This is a genomic window from Kutzneria sp. 744, assembly GCF_000568255.1.
In the GTDB taxonomy this organism is placed as follows: domain Bacteria; phylum Actinomycetota; class Actinomycetes; order Mycobacteriales; family Pseudonocardiaceae; genus Kutzneria.
In genome coordinates, this window is sequence record NZ_KK037166.1 from 10613649 (window position 1) to 10631695 (window position 18047).

18 protein-coding genes are annotated in these 18047 nt (G+C 69.7%); 15 read left to right on the forward strand and 3 right to left on the reverse strand.

From position 1 onward, the window contains the following. Window positions 1-8 precede the first annotated feature (8 nt). The 14 genes from KUTG_RS48140 (at window position 9) to KUTG_RS48205 (ending at window position 15221) form a co-directional block, all read left to right on the forward strand. Window positions 9-1136, forward strand: a complete 1128-nt coding sequence (locus KUTG_RS48140) for a GNAT family N-acetyltransferase (RefSeq protein ID WP_052396850.1) — start codon at window positions 9-11, stop codon at window positions 1134-1136. Next, window positions 1136-2323, forward strand: a complete 1188-nt coding sequence (locus KUTG_RS48145; protein WP_043733380.1) for an ATP-grasp domain-containing protein — start codon at window positions 1136-1138, stop codon at window positions 2321-2323. Before KUTG_RS48140 ends, KUTG_RS48145 begins: the two co-directional genes overlap by 1 nt. Before the next feature lie 32 nt (window positions 2324-2355). Further along, entirely contained in the window at window positions 2356-3603 is a 1248-nt protein-coding gene (locus tag KUTG_RS48150; RefSeq protein ID WP_043726658.1) for an ATP-grasp domain-containing protein, read from the forward strand. Between the two features lie 340 nt (window positions 3604-3943). Next, entirely contained in the window at window positions 3944-5635 is a 1692-nt protein-coding gene (locus tag KUTG_RS48155) for an ABC transporter ATP-binding protein (RefSeq protein WP_043726659.1), read from the forward strand. Next, window positions 5628-7550, forward strand: a complete 1923-nt coding sequence (locus tag KUTG_RS48160; RefSeq protein WP_043726661.1) for an ABC transporter ATP-binding protein — start codon at window positions 5628-5630, stop codon at window positions 7548-7550. The genes KUTG_RS48155 and KUTG_RS48160 overlap by 8 nt, the downstream gene beginning before the upstream one ends. Further along, window positions 7543-7770, forward strand: a complete 228-nt coding sequence (locus KUTG_RS48165) for a hypothetical protein (protein ID WP_043726663.1) — start codon at window positions 7543-7545, stop codon at window positions 7768-7770. Before KUTG_RS48160 ends, KUTG_RS48165 begins: the two co-directional genes overlap by 8 nt. Window positions 7771-7804: 34 nt before the next feature. Continuing rightward, a complete protein-coding gene (locus KUTG_RS48170) occupies window positions 7805-8227 on the forward strand; it encodes a FixH family protein (RefSeq protein WP_052396318.1) in 423 nt (140 codons plus the stop codon). Between the two features lie 9 nt (window positions 8228-8236). Beyond that, window positions 8237-9427 carry a pyridoxal phosphate-dependent aminotransferase gene (locus KUTG_RS48175; RefSeq protein WP_043726664.1) on the forward strand — a complete coding sequence of 397 codons (1191 nt, stop codon included), beginning with the start codon at window positions 8237-8239 and terminating at the stop codon, window positions 9425-9427. A 15-nt stretch (window positions 9428-9442) separates the two neighbouring features. Continuing rightward, on the forward strand, window positions 9443-9661 hold the full coding sequence (locus KUTG_RS48180; RefSeq protein WP_043726666.1) for a heavy-metal-associated domain-containing protein: 219 nt from the start codon (window positions 9443-9445) through the stop codon (window positions 9659-9661). Between the two features lie 119 nt (window positions 9662-9780). After that, the gene (locus tag KUTG_RS48185) at window positions 9781-12090 is read left to right on the forward strand and encodes a heavy metal translocating P-type ATPase (protein WP_043726667.1); all 2310 of its coding nucleotides are present in this window, start codon (window positions 9781-9783) and stop codon (window positions 12088-12090) included. Beyond that, window positions 12087-13013 carry a GNAT family N-acetyltransferase gene (locus tag KUTG_RS48190; protein ID WP_043726668.1) on the forward strand — a complete coding sequence of 309 codons (927 nt, stop codon included), beginning with the start codon at window positions 12087-12089 and terminating at the stop codon, window positions 13011-13013. Before KUTG_RS48185 ends, KUTG_RS48190 begins: the two co-directional genes overlap by 4 nt. Then, a complete protein-coding gene (locus tag KUTG_RS48195) occupies window positions 13010-13750 on the forward strand; it encodes a YcnI family copper-binding membrane protein (protein WP_052396319.1) in 741 nt (246 codons plus the stop codon). Before KUTG_RS48190 ends, KUTG_RS48195 begins: the two co-directional genes overlap by 4 nt. Further along, on the forward strand, window positions 13747-14781 hold the full coding sequence (locus KUTG_RS48200) for a copper resistance D family protein (protein ID WP_043726669.1): 1035 nt from the start codon (window positions 13747-13749) through the stop codon (window positions 14779-14781). Before KUTG_RS48195 ends, KUTG_RS48200 begins: the two co-directional genes overlap by 4 nt. 110 nt (window positions 14782-14891) lie before the next feature. Further along, window positions 14892-15221, forward strand: coding sequence for an ArsR/SmtB family transcription factor (locus tag KUTG_RS48205; protein WP_232241341.1), 330 nt, complete (start codon window positions 14892-14894; stop codon window positions 15219-15221). A 19-nt stretch (window positions 15222-15240) separates the two neighbouring features. On the opposite strand, the gene KUTG_RS48210 is transcribed toward KUTG_RS48205, so the two are convergent. The 3 genes from KUTG_RS48210 to KUTG_RS48220 form a co-directional block, all read right to left on the reverse strand. After that, complete coding sequence (locus tag KUTG_RS48210) at window positions 15241-16305, reverse strand: ArsO family NAD(P)H-dependent flavin-containing monooxygenase (RefSeq protein WP_043726671.1); 1065 nt, start codon at window positions 16303-16305, stop codon at window positions 15241-15243. Next, window positions 16302-16607: an ArsR/SmtB family transcription factor gene (locus tag KUTG_RS48215; RefSeq protein WP_043726672.1), complete on the reverse strand. Its 306-nt coding sequence runs from the start codon at window positions 16605-16607 to the stop codon at window positions 16302-16304. Before KUTG_RS48215 ends, KUTG_RS48210 begins: the two co-directional genes overlap by 4 nt. Before the next feature lie 87 nt (window positions 16608-16694). Further along, the gene (locus KUTG_RS48220) at window positions 16695-17540 is read right to left on the reverse strand and encodes a helix-turn-helix domain-containing GNAT family N-acetyltransferase (protein WP_043726674.1); all 846 of its coding nucleotides are present in this window, start codon (window positions 17538-17540) and stop codon (window positions 16695-16697) included. A 98-nt stretch (window positions 17541-17638) separates the two neighbouring features. Between KUTG_RS48220 and KUTG_RS60000 the strand changes: the two genes are divergently transcribed. Next, window positions 17639-18047 (forward strand): FAD-dependent oxidoreductase (locus tag KUTG_RS60000; protein WP_043726675.1); only part of this gene is annotated, 409 nt, incomplete at its 3' end.

Below are 18047 nucleotides of genomic sequence, written 5' to 3' on the forward strand. Positions count from 1 at the left end.
TGGCTGAGATGACCATGGCGAGTGTCGTCGCCGACACGGCGGACGGATACCGCGTCGATCTCGCGCGGGGAGTCGGCGAGATCGACCGGGAGGCGTGGAACGCGGTTGTGCTCGGCGGCGGCGGCAGTGTCTTCCACTCGTGGGAATGGCTCGCGGCGTTCGAGGAGGCGCCGCCGGGCGACTTCGAGCCGGCGCACCTGGTCGCGTACTCGGGCAGCCGGCTGGTGGGGATCTGCCCCGCGTACCTGGTGCACAGCTGTCCGCGGCTGGACTACCTCTGGTCGTTGAGCGGGATCTCGCCGGGCGGCCCGGTGCTGCTCGGACACAGCCTGGCGGCCTTCTCGGGCGGACCGCTCGCCCTCGCCGAGCACGGTGACGTGATCGAGCTTCTCGTCGACCGGATGCAGTTGTCCGCCGACCAACTCGGCGCCTGGGCGTGGGGATTCGCCAACCTCCCGCGCGGACCGCTGGTCGGGCGACTGCTCGGCGCCGGACATGCGGTCGCCCAGGTGACCAGCGCGCACCGCTTGGAGACTCGCTATCGGTCCGCACAGGACTACTGGGCGACGCTCCCGGCCAAGCGGCGGCGCAAGCTGCTGCGCGAGCGTCGTGTCCGGCTGGAGCACGTCACTGTCACGGACGGCATGCCGGACACGGACACCTTGGTGCACTTGGTGCATACGCTGCTCACGGATCGCAGCACCCCGGTGGACGTGCTGCCGAGCTCGTTCCTGGAGTCGGTACGACGGCATCTCGCGCCGTTCGAGCGTGGTGTGATCGCGACGGACCACGACGGCGCCACCGTCGCGGTGTTCGCCGGCTGGGAGTTCGGCGGCGAGTGGTCGGCCTGGATCGCCGGCCTCGACACGGGTGTGCTCAGCTCCTTCGAGCCCTACCACCCGATGCTGGCCCACATCGTCGAGTCGGCCATCGACTCGGGCACCACCGTGGTGAACCTCGGTCGTGCGAACGCCATGCAGAAACGGCGTTATGGAGCCGAAGGCGTTCCGCTGTACCTCACACTTCAGGCGTCCGACCCGCGGCAGGCGGCGACCCTCCATGCCGCGTGCCTGCGGATCGAGGACGCCGTCCGTGGCACCGACGATGTCGTCGGTGTGGTTCGGCGGTGCTGCTGATGTCCATACTGAGCCCGGACTTCCGGCAGAGCGTGGCGTGCATCTCGGGCCGCCGCGTCGTCGACGTGCTTGCCGACATGGGCGTGCGCACCGTGCTGCTGGGCGACCCGACGCCGCTGGATCTGGCGTGCGTCGCGGACGTGCCCCTCGACATCGACCTAGGCGACTGGAACGCCACGGAGTCGGCGCTGGGCCTCTTGCACGGCGTGCACCCGCTTGACGCCGTTTTCAGCGTCTACGACGCCTATCTGCCCGTCGCGAGCTACCTCGCCGCCCGTCTCGGCGTGCGAGGGCTCGCGCTCGGCGCAGCCATCAACTGCAGCGACAAGGCCCGCATGCGACTGGCGCTGGCCGGCGCCGGCGTCGCCGTGCCCGACTTCGTCACCGCGGCAGAGCCCGCCGACGTGGAGTACGCGGCACGGCGGCTCGGCCTGCCGGTAGTGGTGAAGAAGACGACCGACGCGCGCGGACGCGGCACGCTGCTGTGCCGGAGCCTGGGCGAAGCCGAGGAAGCGGCCCATGTTCTCGGGCCGGGACCGTTGTTGGTGGAGCGGTTCGTCGACGGACCGGAGTTCGCGGTGCAGACCATCACGGCGGACGGCGCCACCGAGATCGTCAACGTCCTCGCCCAACAGGTCGGGCCTGGACCGAGAATGGCCGAGGTCGGCTACGACTTCCCGAGCGGCCTCGGCGATGACGGCGACGGCCGGCTCGGGACGTTCGCCGCCGATGCCCTGCGGGCGCTGGGATTCGACGACGGCATCGCCCACCTGCAGGTGCGGCTCGGGCCGCTCGGCCCGGTCCTGATCAACGTCGCGGCCCGGCCGCCCGGTGGGCAGCTGTGCGCGCTCACCGAGCAGGTTTCGGGCATCGACATGACTCGCGCGGCCGCAGAGGTTGCCCTCGGGCGCGTGGTCACGCGGAAACCCGGCGCTGCGTCACGCGCGCTCTATCGGTGCGTCGCGTTCGACCACGGCGGCATCGTGGACTACGACCGTACGGCCCTGGAAACCCCCGGAGTCTGGCTCGACATCGACCCGGGGGACCGGGTCCGGCCGGCGACGGACCCCCAGGGCGGCAGCTACGGCCGCATCGTCGTCTACGGCGACGACGCGGACCGACTGCGCGCGGACTACCTCGACATCCTCGACTCGCTCCGACCCCGGGTTCACCCGGACAACTCCTGACCCGGACAACTTCCAGATGGTGGGTGACATTGGTGCCAACCAGGGTGCTCGTGCTGAGCGGGCAACGAACACTGCGGATCCTCAAGGAACAGACCGATTACGAGGTAGGCTTCGTCGACGAGGGGATGAGCATCGAGCAGCTGATGCTGGCCGACATCCCGCTCGATGTGGACCTGGACGACTGGGACTCGGTCGTCGCCCACGTCGAGCAGCTGCACGCGACACAGCCCTTCGACGCGGTGGTGACCGGCGTCGAACGGCTGGTGCCGCTGGCCGGGCGGCTGCGGGCGAAGTTGGGCCTGGCAACGGGTATCACCGAGGAGGCGGCTCTCAACTGCAACGACAAGGCCGCCACGCACCGGCTACTGGCCGCGGCCGGAGTGCCTGTAGCCGTCAATCGGGTGGTCGACACGCCAGCGTTGGGCGTCGCGGCTGCCGAGGACATCGGGCTGCCGGTCGTGGTCAAGCCGAGGAGCGCGTCGAGCGCCGCCGGCCTGATGTACTGCGAGACCGGCGCCGAGGTGGCCGACGCGGTGACCGACATCCTGACCGACGGCTGGGACTCCGCGCTGATCGAGGAATTCCTCACCGGACCGGAGTTCGGCGTCTTCGCCAGCCGGGTGAACGGCCGGACGACGGTCCTGTTCATCGTCGACGGCGAGGTCGGGCCGCCGCCGAAGTTCGTCAAGCTCGGCGGTGTCTTCCCGTCCCGGCTGCCGGCGGACCGCCTCGCTGAGATCGAGCTGTTGTCCGACAAGGCCTTGACCGCGGTGGGGCTGGACAATTGGGTCGCCTCGTTACAGTTCATGCTCACCGCGGACGGTTTCCGGGCGGGTGAGATCAACCCCCGCGTCTCCGGCGGCCAGGGCGTGGAGCTCATCGCCGCGGTGTCCGGCTACGAGCCGAGCATCGTCGCAGTCGACGCTGCCCTTGGCCGACAACCCGAACGCAGCACGCCCAAGGCGGCGACGGGGCTCTACCGGAGCATCGTCTTCGACGAGGGCGGATCGCTCGACTACCGAACCGAGGCGCTGCAAGGGATCCATGGTCTTGAAGCGCACTATCCGCCCCTCGTGGAGCTGGATGTCCGGCCGGGTGAAGCGGTGCTGCCGATCAACCATGCGCGCGGCGGTGCGTTCGGCCGGATCGTGCTGGCCGGCGACGACCTCGAACAGCTGGAACGGGACTACGAGCGGATCCTCGCCGCGCTGGGCATGACCGTCCGGTCGGAAGCCGAGCCCGAAGCGACGGTCGAGCGCAAGCACACCTCGTGCTGCTAGTCCGTCCGGGCGAGGGGCCGACCGGCGGATCGTCGCGCTGAGCTGCGTATTCCCTGTCCGGCAAGGATTTTCGGGACTTCGGGTTGACGACCAACCGCGACAACTGCTTCGATACTTTTGAAGTTATCGAATCAAGGAGGAGGTGAACATGGCTGACGACATGATCGGCTCCGGTTGCTGCGAGACCAGCGGCAAGGAGGACGTCGCGGAGGACGGCACCGAGTGCGGGTGCGCGTGCGCCTGCTGCGACTAGCACCCAGTCACAAAGCGGTCCGCGCTCGCGGTGAGCGCGGCCGTGACTTGTCCGGCGGACCACGGCACACGAAGAAGGGGGCTCGACGTGAAAGAGTCGCTGCGCGCGCTGCGTTTCATCTACAGCTATCCGCTGCGCTACCGCAGCGCCATGACGATCGCCACCACCATCATGTTCCTCGGCCTGCTCGGCAACATCGCGATCCCGCTGCTGATGCGCGTCGCGATCAACGTCGGTGTGCTCGGCGGGGACCCCCAACTCCTGCTCGTCATCGCGGTGCTCGTGCTCGCCGCGGGCGTGGTCACGACCGCCTTGCTGCACCTGGGAAAGCGCATCCGGTTCACGGTCGCCAGCAAGGCGGTCAACGACCTGCGGCACGACCTGTTCGGCAAGCTCACGCACCTGGGCCCCGGCGAGACGGCCGAGGCGTCCGGCGGTCGTGCGCTGACGCGCCTGGTCTCCGACGCCGTCGCGGTCCGTGGCCTCACCAACGGCGGTCTGCTGGAACTGCTCATCCAGATCCTGGTCACCTTGACGATGCTGGTCGCCGCGCTCGTCATCGACTGGCGCACCACGCTGTTCGCGGTGATCCCGATGGTTCCCGTGCTCGCGGTCAACCTCACGGTCCAGCTGCAGCTGCAGAAGTCCTTCGTGGAACTCAAGGGGCAGTTCACCAAGATGCTCGCCGGCGTCGGCGAGTCGCTGGCCAACATCAACGTGGTCAAGTCCTTCGGCCGGGAGAACGCCGCCTCCGGACGTCTGCACAAGATCAATGAGGAGCACTCGGCGCGCGACGGCCAGATGAAGCGGACCTACAGCCGCTGGGAGGCGATCCTCAACGTCGTCGGCGGCCTGCCGACACCCATCGCGCTCTGGATCGGCGGCACCGCCGTCGTCAACGGCAGGCTGACCGTCGGCGACCTCGTCGCCGTCGTCGCGCTGATCATGATGTTCCAGATGAGCATGCACATGCTGGCCATGCACATCAACGGCGCGTTCCGTTCCAAGGTCACCGCCCAGCGGCTGCTCAACGTCATCGACACCGCCGACGTCGTGACCGAGGCCGCACACACCCGATCGATGCCGGCCCTCACCGGCGCCCTCCGCGCCGAAGGCCTGATCGTCGACATCGGGAGCAAGCGGGTGCTCGACGGCGTCGGCATCGAGGTCGCGGCCGGCGAGAGCGTCGCCGTCTTCGGACCTACCGGAAGCGGGAAGTCCACACTGCTGCACGCGCTGGCGCGGCTTCGCGACCCGGACGGCGGCGTTGTCACCTACGACGGGATCGACGTCCGCGAGTTCGCCCCGGCGGAGATCCGCCAGCACGTGGTGTGCCTGCCCCAGCGGCAGTGGATCTTCGAGGGGACGCTGGCGGAGAACATCGCGTTCGCCCGGCCGTCCGCCACCGACGCGGACATCGCCCGCGCGGCCGAGGCCGCCGGCCTGAGCCACATTCCGCTCACGCGGCGGTTCGGCGCGAGCACGATGGACCTGTCCGCCGGCGAACGCCAGCGCATCGGGCTGGCCCGAGTCCTGCTCGTCGATCCGGACATCCTGCTGCTCGACAATCCGACGGCCAACCTCGATGCGGAGACCGAAGCGGCGCTGCTCGACACGATCGTCCGCGTGCGCCGCGGCCGGACTCTGGTGATCGCCACCCAGCAGTTGGCCGTGGGCCGACACGTCGACCGCGTGATCACGCTCGGGGCCGTCCCGGACGCCGACGACCGCTCGCTGGCCCACGCCGGCACGACCGAGAAAGGCCAGGCCGGTGAGTGAATCGACCGAGGCCGTCGAGGACTTCGACGACCGGACGGCGCGAAAGACGTTGTGGCGCGCGGTCCGTCGCAGCCTGCCCTTCCTCAAGCCACACGCGGGCCTGATGACGCTGGCCACCACGATGGCCATCCTCAACTCCATCACCACCATCGCCGTGATGTACACCGTCATGGCGGGCATCGGGCACATCGTCATCGGCGACCTCGACGCGATCAGCGGCACCGCCGTCAATCTGGTCGCGCTGGTCGTTCTGGAGAACGTCATCCGGATCATCTACAACTCCGCGATCATCAAGGTCAACGAGCGCCTCACCGTCACGATCCGCAACGCCCTGGTGGTGCGCCTGCACAACGTGCAGCTGTCCGGCCATGTGGCACAGGCCAGCGGCGAGTGGGTCACCAAGGTCCTGTTCGAGGCCGACCGGTTCCGACGGTTCCTGAGCAAGTCCGTCATGGAGATCGTCAACAGCGTCGCCTGGTTCATCGCCTTCGCCGTCTTCCTGCTGGCGCTGAGCCCGGCGGTCGCCCTGCCGACGCTGATCGCGATCCCGCTCATGGTGTACGTGGCCATCTGGTGGACGCGCCGGCTGCGGCCCGACACCCGCCAGCAGCGCGCCGAGTGGGACCAGATGGTCGGCTACCTCAACCAGCGCATCGACGGCCTGGCCGACATCAGGGCCTTCGGCCAGGAGAAGGCGGTCCTGGCCGACCTGGACGAGAAGTCCGAGCAGTACAGCGTCGTGCACAACCGGTTGTCCCGCAAGAGGTTGTGGTTGTCCTCGCACCTGGGCGTCAGCGTCCACATCGCACTGGCCCTGCTGATCTTCTTCGGCGGCCTGCAGATCATCGCCGGCAACCAGCTCGGGTCCGGGTTCTTCTTCCAGCTGGCCTCCGGCATGATGCCGATGACCTGGATGTTGTTGGGCACCAACACGATGATGGCGTCGATGGGCATGGCTCAGGGCGCCGCGCTGGCCGCCGGCACGCTCGCCGCGTTCGCGCTGTTCGTCAAGCGCATGCTGAACCCGGTCCGGGACCTCGCGCACCAGCTGGGTGAGACCTCCGACGTGGCGGTGTCGGCGAAGCGGATCCTTGAGGTGCTCGACCTGCCCGAGGAAGCCGACGGCGGTGAGACGCTGCCCGAGGTTCAGGGCGATCTCGCCGTGGAGCACGTCAGCTTCGCCTACCCCGGCGGCGAGGAAGTGCTGCACGACGTGTCCCTGCACGCCAGCCCCGGAGCCCACATCGGCATCGTCGGCACGAGCGGCGCCGGCAAGAGCACGTTGATGCAGCTGCTGGTCCGGCTCTACACACCCTCCTCGGGCACGATCAGCATCGACGGCCATGACCTCGCAGGGCTGAGCCGCTCATCGGTGCGTACCCAGGTCCTGCTCGTGACGCAGGAGGCGCAGCTGTTCGACGGCACGGTCGCGGAGAACATCCGCTTCGGCCGGCCCGACGCCACCGACGAGGAAGTCGTCGAAGCGACCAAGGCCATCGGCGCCGACGAGGTCATCGCCGGACTGCGTGACGGATACCAGACCCGCGTCGGCGAACGCGGTGCCCGGCTGTCGGTGGGGGAGCGCCAACTCATCGCACTCGCCCGCGGCATGCTCGCGGACCCCCGCGTGATCATCCTCGACGAAGCGGTCTCCAGCGTCGACCCGGCGCGCCAACGCATCGTGCTGGCCGCGATCCGCCGCCTGCTGGCCGGCCGCACCGCCGTCGTGGTGGCGCACTGGCTGGCGCTGGTGGAGGACCTGGACCAGGTCTTCGTCATCGAGGACGGCCGGATCGTGGAGTCCGGCGCTCCCGTGGAGCTGCTCACGGCCGGCGGCAGGCTCGCCGAGCTGTGCCAGGTGCAGGAAGGCCAGGCGACTGGCGACAACACCGGAAGGGACAACATCAATGTCTAGCGAGACGCAGGTGGGCGACCTGTTCTGGGCCGCGTCCAACGCCCAGCAGCTGCCCGTCGTCCAGCAGGAGGCCAAGAGCTCCTGCTGCGGCCCCAAGCCGGCCGCCAGCACGGAGAAGGCGGCCGCCCCGGCCGCGTCGTCCTGCTGCGGGCCGAAGCCCGCGGCGACCACCGAGGAGCCCGTCGAGGCGACGGCCAAGAAGAGCTCCTGCTGCGGCTGACCCGACACCGCCGACCACGAACGAAGGTGAACCGATGACCAGGGCGCGAACGGCCGCACTCGTACCGGCGGCCGCGCTCCTCGTCGCCGTCCTGGCCGGCTGCGGGCAGGGTGCGGCCAGCCAGGAGCCCACGAAGACGTGCACGGACAGCAAGGCCAGCAGTGGGTTGACGATCACGTTGGCGGCGCCCTGCCCGATCAGAGGTGGTGAGTCCGCGACCGCGCACATCACGGTCAAGGACTCCAGCGGCACCGCGGTCAAGAACGCGACGGTCAAGCTGACCACCGACATGCCGGCGATGAACATGCACGGTGGCGACCAGACCGCCACGGCCAGCGGCGACGGTTACGACTCGAAGATCGTGCTGGGCATGGGCGGCGACTGGAACGTCACGGTCCAGGTCAGCGGTGGATCGACCTCGTCGGCCAGCGCGCAGTTCACGCTCTCGGCGAAGTGAGGGGGTGTCATGATCAGCCGGCGGGCGGCGGGCCTTCCGCTGTCGAGCACCGCGACTCTGGACGCGCACGTCAAGAAGCTGGCCGCGGAGGGCGTCGACGTCATCAACCTCACCGGCGGTGAGCTGGACTTCCCGACGCCCGATGTCGCCTGCCGGGGCGGCATTGACGCCATCACGAGCGGATTCACCCGCTACACGGCGGTGTCCGGGATCGCTCCGCTGCGACAGGCCATCGCCGAGCGCCTGACCGAGAAATGGCGGTGTCCTTACGAGGGCGACGACGTGGTCGTGACCAACGGGGCGAAACAGGCCCTGGCCAATGCCTTCGCCGTGCTGCTCGATCCCGGTGACGAGGTGATCCTGCAGGCGCCGCACTGGGTCAGCTTCCCGCACATGATCTCCCTCGCCGGCGGTGTTCCGATCGTCGTGGAGACCGACGCCGGGACGGGGTTCAAGTTCGACCGTGACGCGATAGTGGACCGGATCACGGTGCGCACCAAGGCATTGCTGATCAACAGTCCGTCCAATCCGACCGGTGTCGTCTATAGCCGGGCCGAGCTGACGGCGCTGGCCGAGTTGGCCGCCGAGTACAACCTGGCCATCGTCAGCGACGAGATCTACAGCGACCTCGTGTACGGCGGGGTGGAGTTCACCAGCGTGGCCTCGCTCGGCGCGGACACGCGATCCCGGACCATCACGGTCGGCGGCTTCTCCAAGACCTTCGCCATGACCGGCTGGCGGGTCGGCTTCGCCGCCGGACCGCGCCCTGTCATCGCCGCGATGTCGGCGTTGCAGGGGCACACGACCTCGGCCCCGTCGTCGATCTCCCAGCGCGCCGCGCTCGCCGCGCTGGTGGACGAGCCGATCCAGGAGTTGGCGGACCGCAAAGCCGAGCTGGAGCGGCGCCGGCGGCTCACCTGTGACGGACTGGCCGATCTCCCAGGACTCCGGCTGGCGGTCGAGCCGGAGGGCGCGTTCTTCGCCTTGGTCGACGTCAGCGGAACCTATGGCCGCCAACACGACGGCGTGGAGATCAAGGACGCGGCGACGTTCGCCGAACGCCTGCTGCACGAGGTCCAGGTCGCCGTCATGCCCGGCGCCGACTTCGGCGTTCCCGACCACATCCGGATCTCCTACGCGGTCGGCGCGGCGGAGATCACCGAGGCATTCCGCAGGATCCGAGCCTTCCTGACCACGTAGCTGAAAGAGGACCCGATGAGCACGACGACCTACTCCGTCCTGGGCATGACCTGCGGCGGCTGCGCCAAGCGCGTGCGCACGGCGATCGAGACGGACCTGCCGGGCCTGTCCGAGATCCTCGTCGACCCGAAGGCCAACGAGGTCCGGATCACCGCGGATGCCCCGGTTTCCGAGGACGCCCTCAAGGCGGCCGTGGAGAAGACCGGTTATGAGTTCGCCGGAGCGGTGGCGTGACGGCCGGACTGCGGCTGGGGGCCTTCGCGGTCCTGCTGGTCGTCATCTTCACGATCGCGTACGTCGTGGGCACGCACATCGCCCCGCAGTGGTGAACCGTCCATAGGGAGTGAGGGGAAATGTCGGTACCGACGGCGATGCCGAAGGCGGTGGTCACCCTTGACATCGGCGGCATGACCTGCGGGTCGTGCTCGGCTCGCATCGAACGCAAGCTCAACCGCATGGACGGCGTCGAGGCCGAGGTCAACTTCGCCACGGAGCAGGCCCGCGTCTCCTTCGACGTCGGCGTGACGGTCGACGACCTGATCGCCACCGTCGAAGCCGCCGGATATACGGCGGCCTTGCCGGTGCCCGAGCCGTCCGGGACGGACGAGCCGAAGCGCGATGCGGCCGAGGACGAGCTGAGCGCCATGCGCCGCCGGATCCTGGCGTGCACCGCACTGGCGATCCCCGTAGTCGCGATGGCGATGATCACCCCCTTGCAGTTCACCAACTGGCAGTGGCTCTCGCTGACCCTGGCGGCGCCGGTCGCGACCTGGGGAGCGTGGCCGTTCCACGTCGCGGCCTGGAAGAACCTCAAGCACGCCACCGGCACCATGGACACGCTCATCTCCCTCGGAGTGATCGCCGCCTTCGGCTGGTCGCTCTACACCCTGTTCTTCGGCTTCGCCGGCCTGCCCGGTATGCGCATGCCGTTCCTGATGGTGCCGACGAGCGGCCAGGGTCTGCACCATATCTACTTGGAAGTGGCCACCAGCCTGACCGTGTTCATCCTTGCCGGCCGCTACGCCGAGCACCGGGCCAAGCGCCGCGCCGGCACCGCGTTGCGGGCCCTGCTCGAACTCGGTGCGAAGGACGTGACGGTGCTGCGCGGCGGGGCCGAGGCGACTGTGCCGATCGGTCAGCTCCGCGTCGGTGACCAGTTCGTCGTCCGGCCCGGCGAGAAGATCGCCACCGACGGCGTTGTCGTGGACGGGAGCTCCGCCGTCGACGCGTCGATGCTCACCGGCGAAAGCGTCCCCGTGGAGGTGACCGCGGGCGATCCGGTCACCGGCGCGACCGTGAACGCCAACAGGCGCCTCGTCGTGCGCGCCCTGCGGGTCGGGGCCGACACCCAGCTCGCCCACATCACCCGGCTGGTGACCGAGGCGCAGACCGGCAAGGCGCCGGTGCAGCGGCTGGCCGACCGGGTCGCCGCCGTCTTCGTCCCGGTCGTGATCGCCCTCGCGGTGGCGGCATTCGGCTTCTGGCTGGGCAACGGCGCCGACATCGCCGCCTCCCTCACCGCCGGTGTCGCGGTCCTGGTCGTCGCCTGTCCGTGCTCCCTCGGACTGGCCACACCGACTGCGCTCCTGGTCGGCACCGGTCGCGGCGCGCAGCTGGGCATCCTGATCCGGGGCCCGGAGATCCTGGAGTCGACCAAGAAGATCGACACCGTCGTGTTGGACAAGACCGGCACAGTCACCACCGGCAAGATGACCCTGGTCGAGGTGGTGCCCGCGAACGGCGTCGAGACCGAGGACGTGCTGCGGCTGGCCGGCGCCCTGGAGAACGCGTCCGAGCATCCGATCGCGGCCGCGATCGCGAGTGCTGCGCGCGAGAAGTTCGGCACGCTGGAGACCGTCACGGCCTTCGAGGGCACGGCCGGGCTCGGCGTCACGGGCGAGGTGGACGGCAAGGCGGTGCTCATCGGCCGGTCCAGCTGGCTGGCCGAGCGGCTGTCCGTGCCCGAGGAACTGGCTCAGCCGCTGACGGACGCCGAGCGTCGCGGCCAGACCCCGGTGTCGATCGGATGGGACGGTCGGATCCGAGGAATCCTCACTGTCGCCGACACGACCAAGCCCACCAGCGCCGAGGCGGTCGCGCACCTCCGGCGGCTTGGGCTGCGCCCAGTTCTGCTGACCGGGGACAATGCCCGTGCCGCTCGGACGATCGCGGCGCAGGTCGGCATAGAGGACGTGGAGGCCGAGGTGCTGCCGGCCGACAAGGTGGCGGTGATCCGGAGGCTCCAGCAGGAAGGCCGTTCGGTCGCCATGGTCGGCGACGGCGTCAACGACGCGGCCGCGCTCGCGCAGGCCGATCTGGGCATCGCGATGGGTACCGGCACCGACGCCGCGATCGAGGCCAGCGACATCACGCTCGTGCGCGGCGATCTGCGCGACGCCGCCGACGCCGTCCGCCTATCACGGCGGACTCTCGGCACGATTCGCGGCAACCTGTTCTGGGCCTTCGCCTACAACGTCGCCGGCATTCCGCTCGCCGCCGCCGGTGTGCTCAACCCGATGATCGCCGGCGCGGCCATGGCGCTGTCCAGTCTGTTCGTGCTGTCCAACAGCCTGCGCCTACGCGGATTCCGGGCCAGCCAGAGCACGTTCTCCGGCGATCCGGTGAACGCGGAGGTCGGCGCGCGCGAGATGTCTCCGGTATGAGAACCGTGGCATTGGGACTGCCGGTCGCCGTTGTCGACGTCGCTGAGGCGCTCAACGGCGACTGGCGGGCCCACCGGCACTCCGTCGACGTAGTCCGCGTGCAGGACCCGCCGCCGCTGCTGTGGGATTCCCTTGCGGCCGCCGGCTTCCGGCCCAAGCCTCAGGTCGTGACCTGGCGTGCCGCAACGGCTTCGGACGAGGAGCAGTTCCTGTCCGGCCTGGCTCGTAAGGACAAGCAGAACATCCGCATCGCCCGACGGCGGGCGCGGGCCGACGGCCTGACCATCACGGTCCGCCCGGTCGACGCCGGGTTGATGGACGCCTTCCTGCCGCTGTACGAGGCGCAGGTAGCCCGCATGGTGCACGGCTGGTCGGTCGCCACCGAGCACCGCGACCGGGTGCTGGCCGAGGCCGATGACTACTTCGCCGTGTGCGCCTGGGACGGCGACATCCTGGTTGGAGCGAGCATCAACCAGCAGTCGCGAGAACGGGACGAGGTCAGGGCGCGGTTCTCCGCCGTCGTAGCCGACCAGCGCCAGGCCAGCCTGACCCGCGTGCTCTACCTGGAGGTCGTGCGGGAGGCCCGGGAACGCGGCTTTGCCATGGTGAGCCTGGGCAGCGATCCCAACCTCTACGGGCACCTGGTCAAGCCGGGGCTGTTCAGCTTCAAGAGCCGGCTCGGGTTCGTGCCGGTCCCGTCGCACCTGGTGGATCCCGACTCCGGATCGGACCAGGCCGACCGAGTCGTCGGGTTCGACGCGATCACCGATCCGTCCTTCGTGCTCTCGTACGCGCAGGGCGTTCGCGGGCCAAGTCTTGCCCTGGACCTGTACACCACCAAGCCCGGCATCGATCTGCGTCCGTACACAGTGGACCATCTCGCCGACGTCCGTGTGCACCAGCTGGAAGGAGACCGGCCATGAGGCTCGCGGGCAGGATCGGCGGCGTGGCCACCGGCATCCTCGTGCTGGCGTTGTCGGCGGCCGGCGTCGCGTCCGCGCACGTGACGGCGGTCAGCCCGGACAAGACGGTCAAGGGTGGCGACGCCGTGATCACCTTCCGGGTGCCGGACGAGGACGACGCGGCCAGGACGACGAAGTTCACCGTCACCTTCCCCGCCTCGGCGCCGGTGCTCGACGCCGACACCACCCCGGTGCCGGGCTGGACGGCCGAGGTCGCCACCAAGGAGTTGGACAAGCCACTGCAGGTGGGCGACCTCACGGTCAAGGAGGTCGTCAGCTCGGTCACCTGGACCGCGCAGGACGGGACCGGCATCGCGCCGGGCCAATTCCAGCAGTTCAGCATCGCGGTCGAGGGGTTGCCGAGCAACGTCGACCAACTCGTCATGCCGGCCACGCAGACCTACGACAGCGGCAAGGTCGTCAACTGGGGCGACCAGCCGCCGGCACCCGGTGCGCAGGAGCCCGAGCACCCGGCACCGCATCTGACGCTGGCCGCCGATGCGGCGCCGGCTGCGGCGGTGACGACGCCCATGGTCATGACCAGCCAGGACGACGGCGCACGCTGGCTGGGCGGCGGGGCCTTGCTCCTGGCCGCCCTCGCGCTCGGGGTCGGCATCGGAGCGTTGCTGCGCCGCCGGCCCAAACCGGCCGCCGGCTTCGTCGACGACGAAGAGCCGGTCGAAGCCGTGAAGTCGTGACGACCGCCCACGCGACCCGCGCCGCGACAACCCGGTCGGCCACCGGGCTCGTCGCGGTGGTCGCCGTGGGCGGGATCGTTGGTGTAACGGCAGGTCTGGCCCTGTCCGCGACCGCGGCGGTCGCGGTTCCCGGGCTCGTCCAGCCGTCGGCGGTGGTTGCCATCGCGCTGCCGCTGGCGAGGCTGGCGCTCGACATCGCCGCCCTGGTCACCGCCGGGGCCTCGCTCGCACCGGTGTTGTTGGGATGCCGTCATTCCGACGCGCTGGCTGAGCTGGCGTTGGCCAGACGCGTTGCGGTGCTGGGGTCCTTGGCGTGGGCGCTGGCCGCTGTCGCCACGCTGGTCCTGCAAGCGGCAAATGCGGATCCAGGGGCCGGCCTCGGGGCGGTGATCGGTTACGCGGCGGCGGTTCCTTCGGCGATGGCCTTGGTCGTGGTGTTCGTCGGGGCCTTGGTCGGTCTGGTGGTCAATGCCGCTGCGCTGCGGGATCCGTTGGCGGTGCGGCGTGGGTGGGCCGTCGCGGTCGTGGTCGCCACGATGCTGCCGCTGCCGCCCAGCGGCCATACCAGCGACGAGACCGGAGCGCCCCGCGTGCTCGGGACCGTGACGATCGAGCTGCATGTGCTCGCGGCGATGGCGTGGACCGGTGGCCTGCTGGCCGTGATCGCGTTGTTGGGGATGCGGCGGGCGTTGCTCGCCCAGGCGTTGCCCCGGTTCTCGCAGTTGGCAACGGTGTGTGTGTTCACTACCGCTGCCACGGGATTGCTGTCCGGGCTGACGCGGTTGGCGCTGACACCCGGCTTGCAGTGGTATTCGGCGCTGTTCACCACGGACTACGGCCACCTGCTGATCGGCAAGGGCATCTGCGTGCTGGTGGTCGGTCTGCTCGGGGCCCACATCCGGTTCCGGCTGCTGCCGCGGATCTCGTCGGTCAGCCGGCCTCTGGTGCTGCGCTGGGTGGTCTGGGAGTTGATGGTGATGGGCGCGGCCTTCGGTCTGGCCGCTGTGCTGGTCGGGAGCCCGGTCGCCTAGTCCATCGATGTTTGTCGATTCAACGGGTAGACTGGCGAATCGGCTCACGTCTGAGGGGTGATGGTCCGATGGCCACCAGTGGGCGAACCGACGTCGCGCCGGTTCGGGCAGTGCGAACGCTCGAGTCGGACGAGCACGCCGCGCAGCTGTTCAAGGCGCTGGCGGACCCGGTCCGCATCCGCCTGGTCCGGCTGGTCCGCACCGCCGCGAACGGCGAGGAGTGCTTCTGCGGCCTGTCCACCGAGTTCGACATGCCGCAGCCGAGCCTGAGCCACCACCTGAGCGTCCTGGTGAAGGCCGGGGTTCTGTCCCGGGAGCGGCGCGGCACGTGGAGCTGGTATCGGGTGTGCCCGGAGGCCTGGCAGGCATTGAGCGCGATCCTCGAACCCGGTGGCCTGCTCGTCCGCCGGCCGGCCACCGAACCCGACAGCTGCCGGTGACCCTTTTGTTGCAACGAGTTCATCCTCGGCGTGTGCCGGCCACCGCCCGCAACTCGGTCACCAGCTGTTTCGCGGTGCGACCGGCCCCGACCAAGGTGGCTGAGGCGGTGCCGGTCCAGTTGCCGTAGCCGAGCAGCCGAATGCGACCGTCGTCGACGGCCTCGGTCTCCCGGGTGGCGATGTGTCCGTCGACCCGGCCCAATCCCAGCGGGGCGAGGTGGGACAACGACGGGCGGAAACCGGTGCACCAGATGACCGTGTCAGCGGGCTCCGTGCGGCCGTCCGGCCAGGCGATGCCGGACGTCGTCAGCCGGCTGAACATCCGCTGTGCCACCAACGAACCTCGGTCCCGGGCGGCTCGGACCGGTGGCACGACCACGATGTCGCCCAGTCCGGCCACGCCGGCGGCCGGCACGCCGTTGCGGCGGGCGAGAAGTTGTTGCGTCGCCACGTCGAACAGGACTCGGCCGTCGACATCGTCGGGCAGAAACCGTGGCGGGTACTGCGTTACCCAGATGGTGTCCGCGACCGTCGAGACCTCGGCCAGGATCTGTGCGGCGGAGTTTCCGCCGCCCACAACGACAACGCGCTGCCCGGCGAACTCTTCCGGCCCGCGATAGGAGACGGTGTGGAGCTGTCGGCCGGCGAAGACCTGCTGTCCGGGGTAGTGCGGCACGTACGGCCGGGACCAGGTGCCGGTCGCGCTGATCACCGTCCGCGCGGACCAGTCCCCGCGATCCGTCTCGACGAGAATCTCCTTGTCCACAGCGCGAACGCCGACAGCACGCACACCGCGATGCACTGGCAGCTGGTAACGCCGCTCGTACTCCCGCAGGTAGCCCACCACGTGGTCCGCGGTGGGAAAGGGTTCTCCCGGCTGCGGCGGCATCGGCCAGCCCGGCAGGGAGCTGTACTTGGCGGGGGAGAACAGGCGCAGCGAAGGCCAGCCATGCTGCCAGGCCCCGCCACCGTCCGGCTGATCGTCCACAATGGCGAAATCGACGCCCGCCCGCCGCAGGTAGAAGCCCGCCGCCAGACCTGCCTGCCCGCCACCGATGACGAGGACGTCGACCCGGTCCGTCACACAGACTCCTTTGGCGCAAGGGCGATCGACAGCCGGGCGAGCGACGCCGGCACCACCCAGTGGTGAATTCGATTGCCGTCGCGCGTAGTGCCGACGAGGCCGGCCGCGCGCAGCACCTTGAGATGGTGAGAGATCGTCGGCCCGGTCAGGTCGAACTCCGAGCTCAGGTCGTAAACACAGGCCTGGCCGCCCGGGTGCGTCGCGATCAGGCTCAACAACCGCAGTCGCACCGGATCGGCGATCGCGCGCAGCACGTGCGCCAGCTCTTCGGCCTCCGCCGTGGACAAGGCGGTCTCAGTCACCGAGGCGAGGGACGCTGGCTCCGCTGGCATGCGCACATATTGACATTCTTCGATCCAGGCGGCCAGGGTGTGAACGGGTGTCGTCCGCTACTCCGCCGGCGTTGCCGTGCGGCGTTCCAGGAAGACCGTGTCGCGCCAGCGGCCGTGGTGCTGGGCGATGCGTTCCCGCACGCCGATCGTGCGGAATCCGGATTGGCGGTGCAGGGCGAGGCTGGCCTTGTTCTCGGGGAAGATCGAGGTCTGCAACGTCCACAGCCCGGTGTCGTCGGCGGCGCAGACCTGCTGGCGCAGCAACGCTTTTCCGACGCCGCGGCCGCGAAATCCGTCGCCCACGTACACGGAAGTCTCGGCGACGCCGGCGTAGCAGTCGCGTGTCGAGACCGCTGTGGCCGCGGCCCAGCCCGCGACCTGGCCGTCGACCTCGGCCACCCAGCGGTGGTCGCGCAGCCAGTGCTGCTCCAGGTAGTCCTGAGCGGGGACTTCGGTCTCGAACGTGGCGTTGCCGGTGGCGATGCCCTCGCCGTAGATGCGCAGCACCGTCGGCCAGTCCTCCTTGCGCAGCGCGCGAACCACGACGTCCGCCGGGGCTTCCGGGCAGCACGGCTGCGCCGACAGCATGCCCATCACCGCGTCGGCCGCCTGCGGCAGGCCGGTGCAGCACGCCTCGTTCACGGTGACCACCGTCGCGGTGCCGCGCTTCTGCACCAGGACGAAGCCCACCTTCGTCAGCCACTGCACGTGGTGGGAGCACGTCGACTGGCCGATGCCGAGCAGTGAGGTCAGCTCGCCGACGGTCAGGCCGTCCGGTGACGTCGCCACCGCGTGCAGCAGGCGGACCCGCGTGGGCTCGGCCAGGCAGCCGAACCAGTGTGCGTAGGTCTCAGCCTCGCCGGGGTCGAGCAGGCGGCGCTGCTCCTCGTGCGTTGTCGTCACCCGTCCAGTATCTATCCAGATCGATGGTTGCGTCCATCTATCTATCCGGATAGATTGAAGACCGTTGGATCGACGAGCATCGATACAAGGAGTTCGGGATGAGCGAGTTGCCCGTTGTTGTGGTCGGCGCCGGCCCGGTGGGCCTGGCCGCGGCGGCGCACCTGACCGAACGAGGTCTCACGCCGCTGGTGCTGGAGGCTGGCCCGAGCGCCGGACACGCGGTGGCGCAGTGGAACCACGTGCGCCTGTTCTCGTCGTGGTCGGAGCTGGTCGACCCGGCGGCCGGGCGGCTGCTGGAGCCGACGGGCTGGCAGCGACCAGCCGACAAGGAGTACCCAACCGGCGCGGAGTGGGCGAACCAGTACCTGCGCCCCCTGGCCGACGCGCTCGGCGACCGGGTGCGGCTCGGCGCTCGGGTGGTCGGCGTGGCGCGACGGGGCCGTGACCGCGTCGTCGACGCCGGTCGGGACGCCGAGCCGCTGACCGTGCACGTCGAGACGGAGAAGG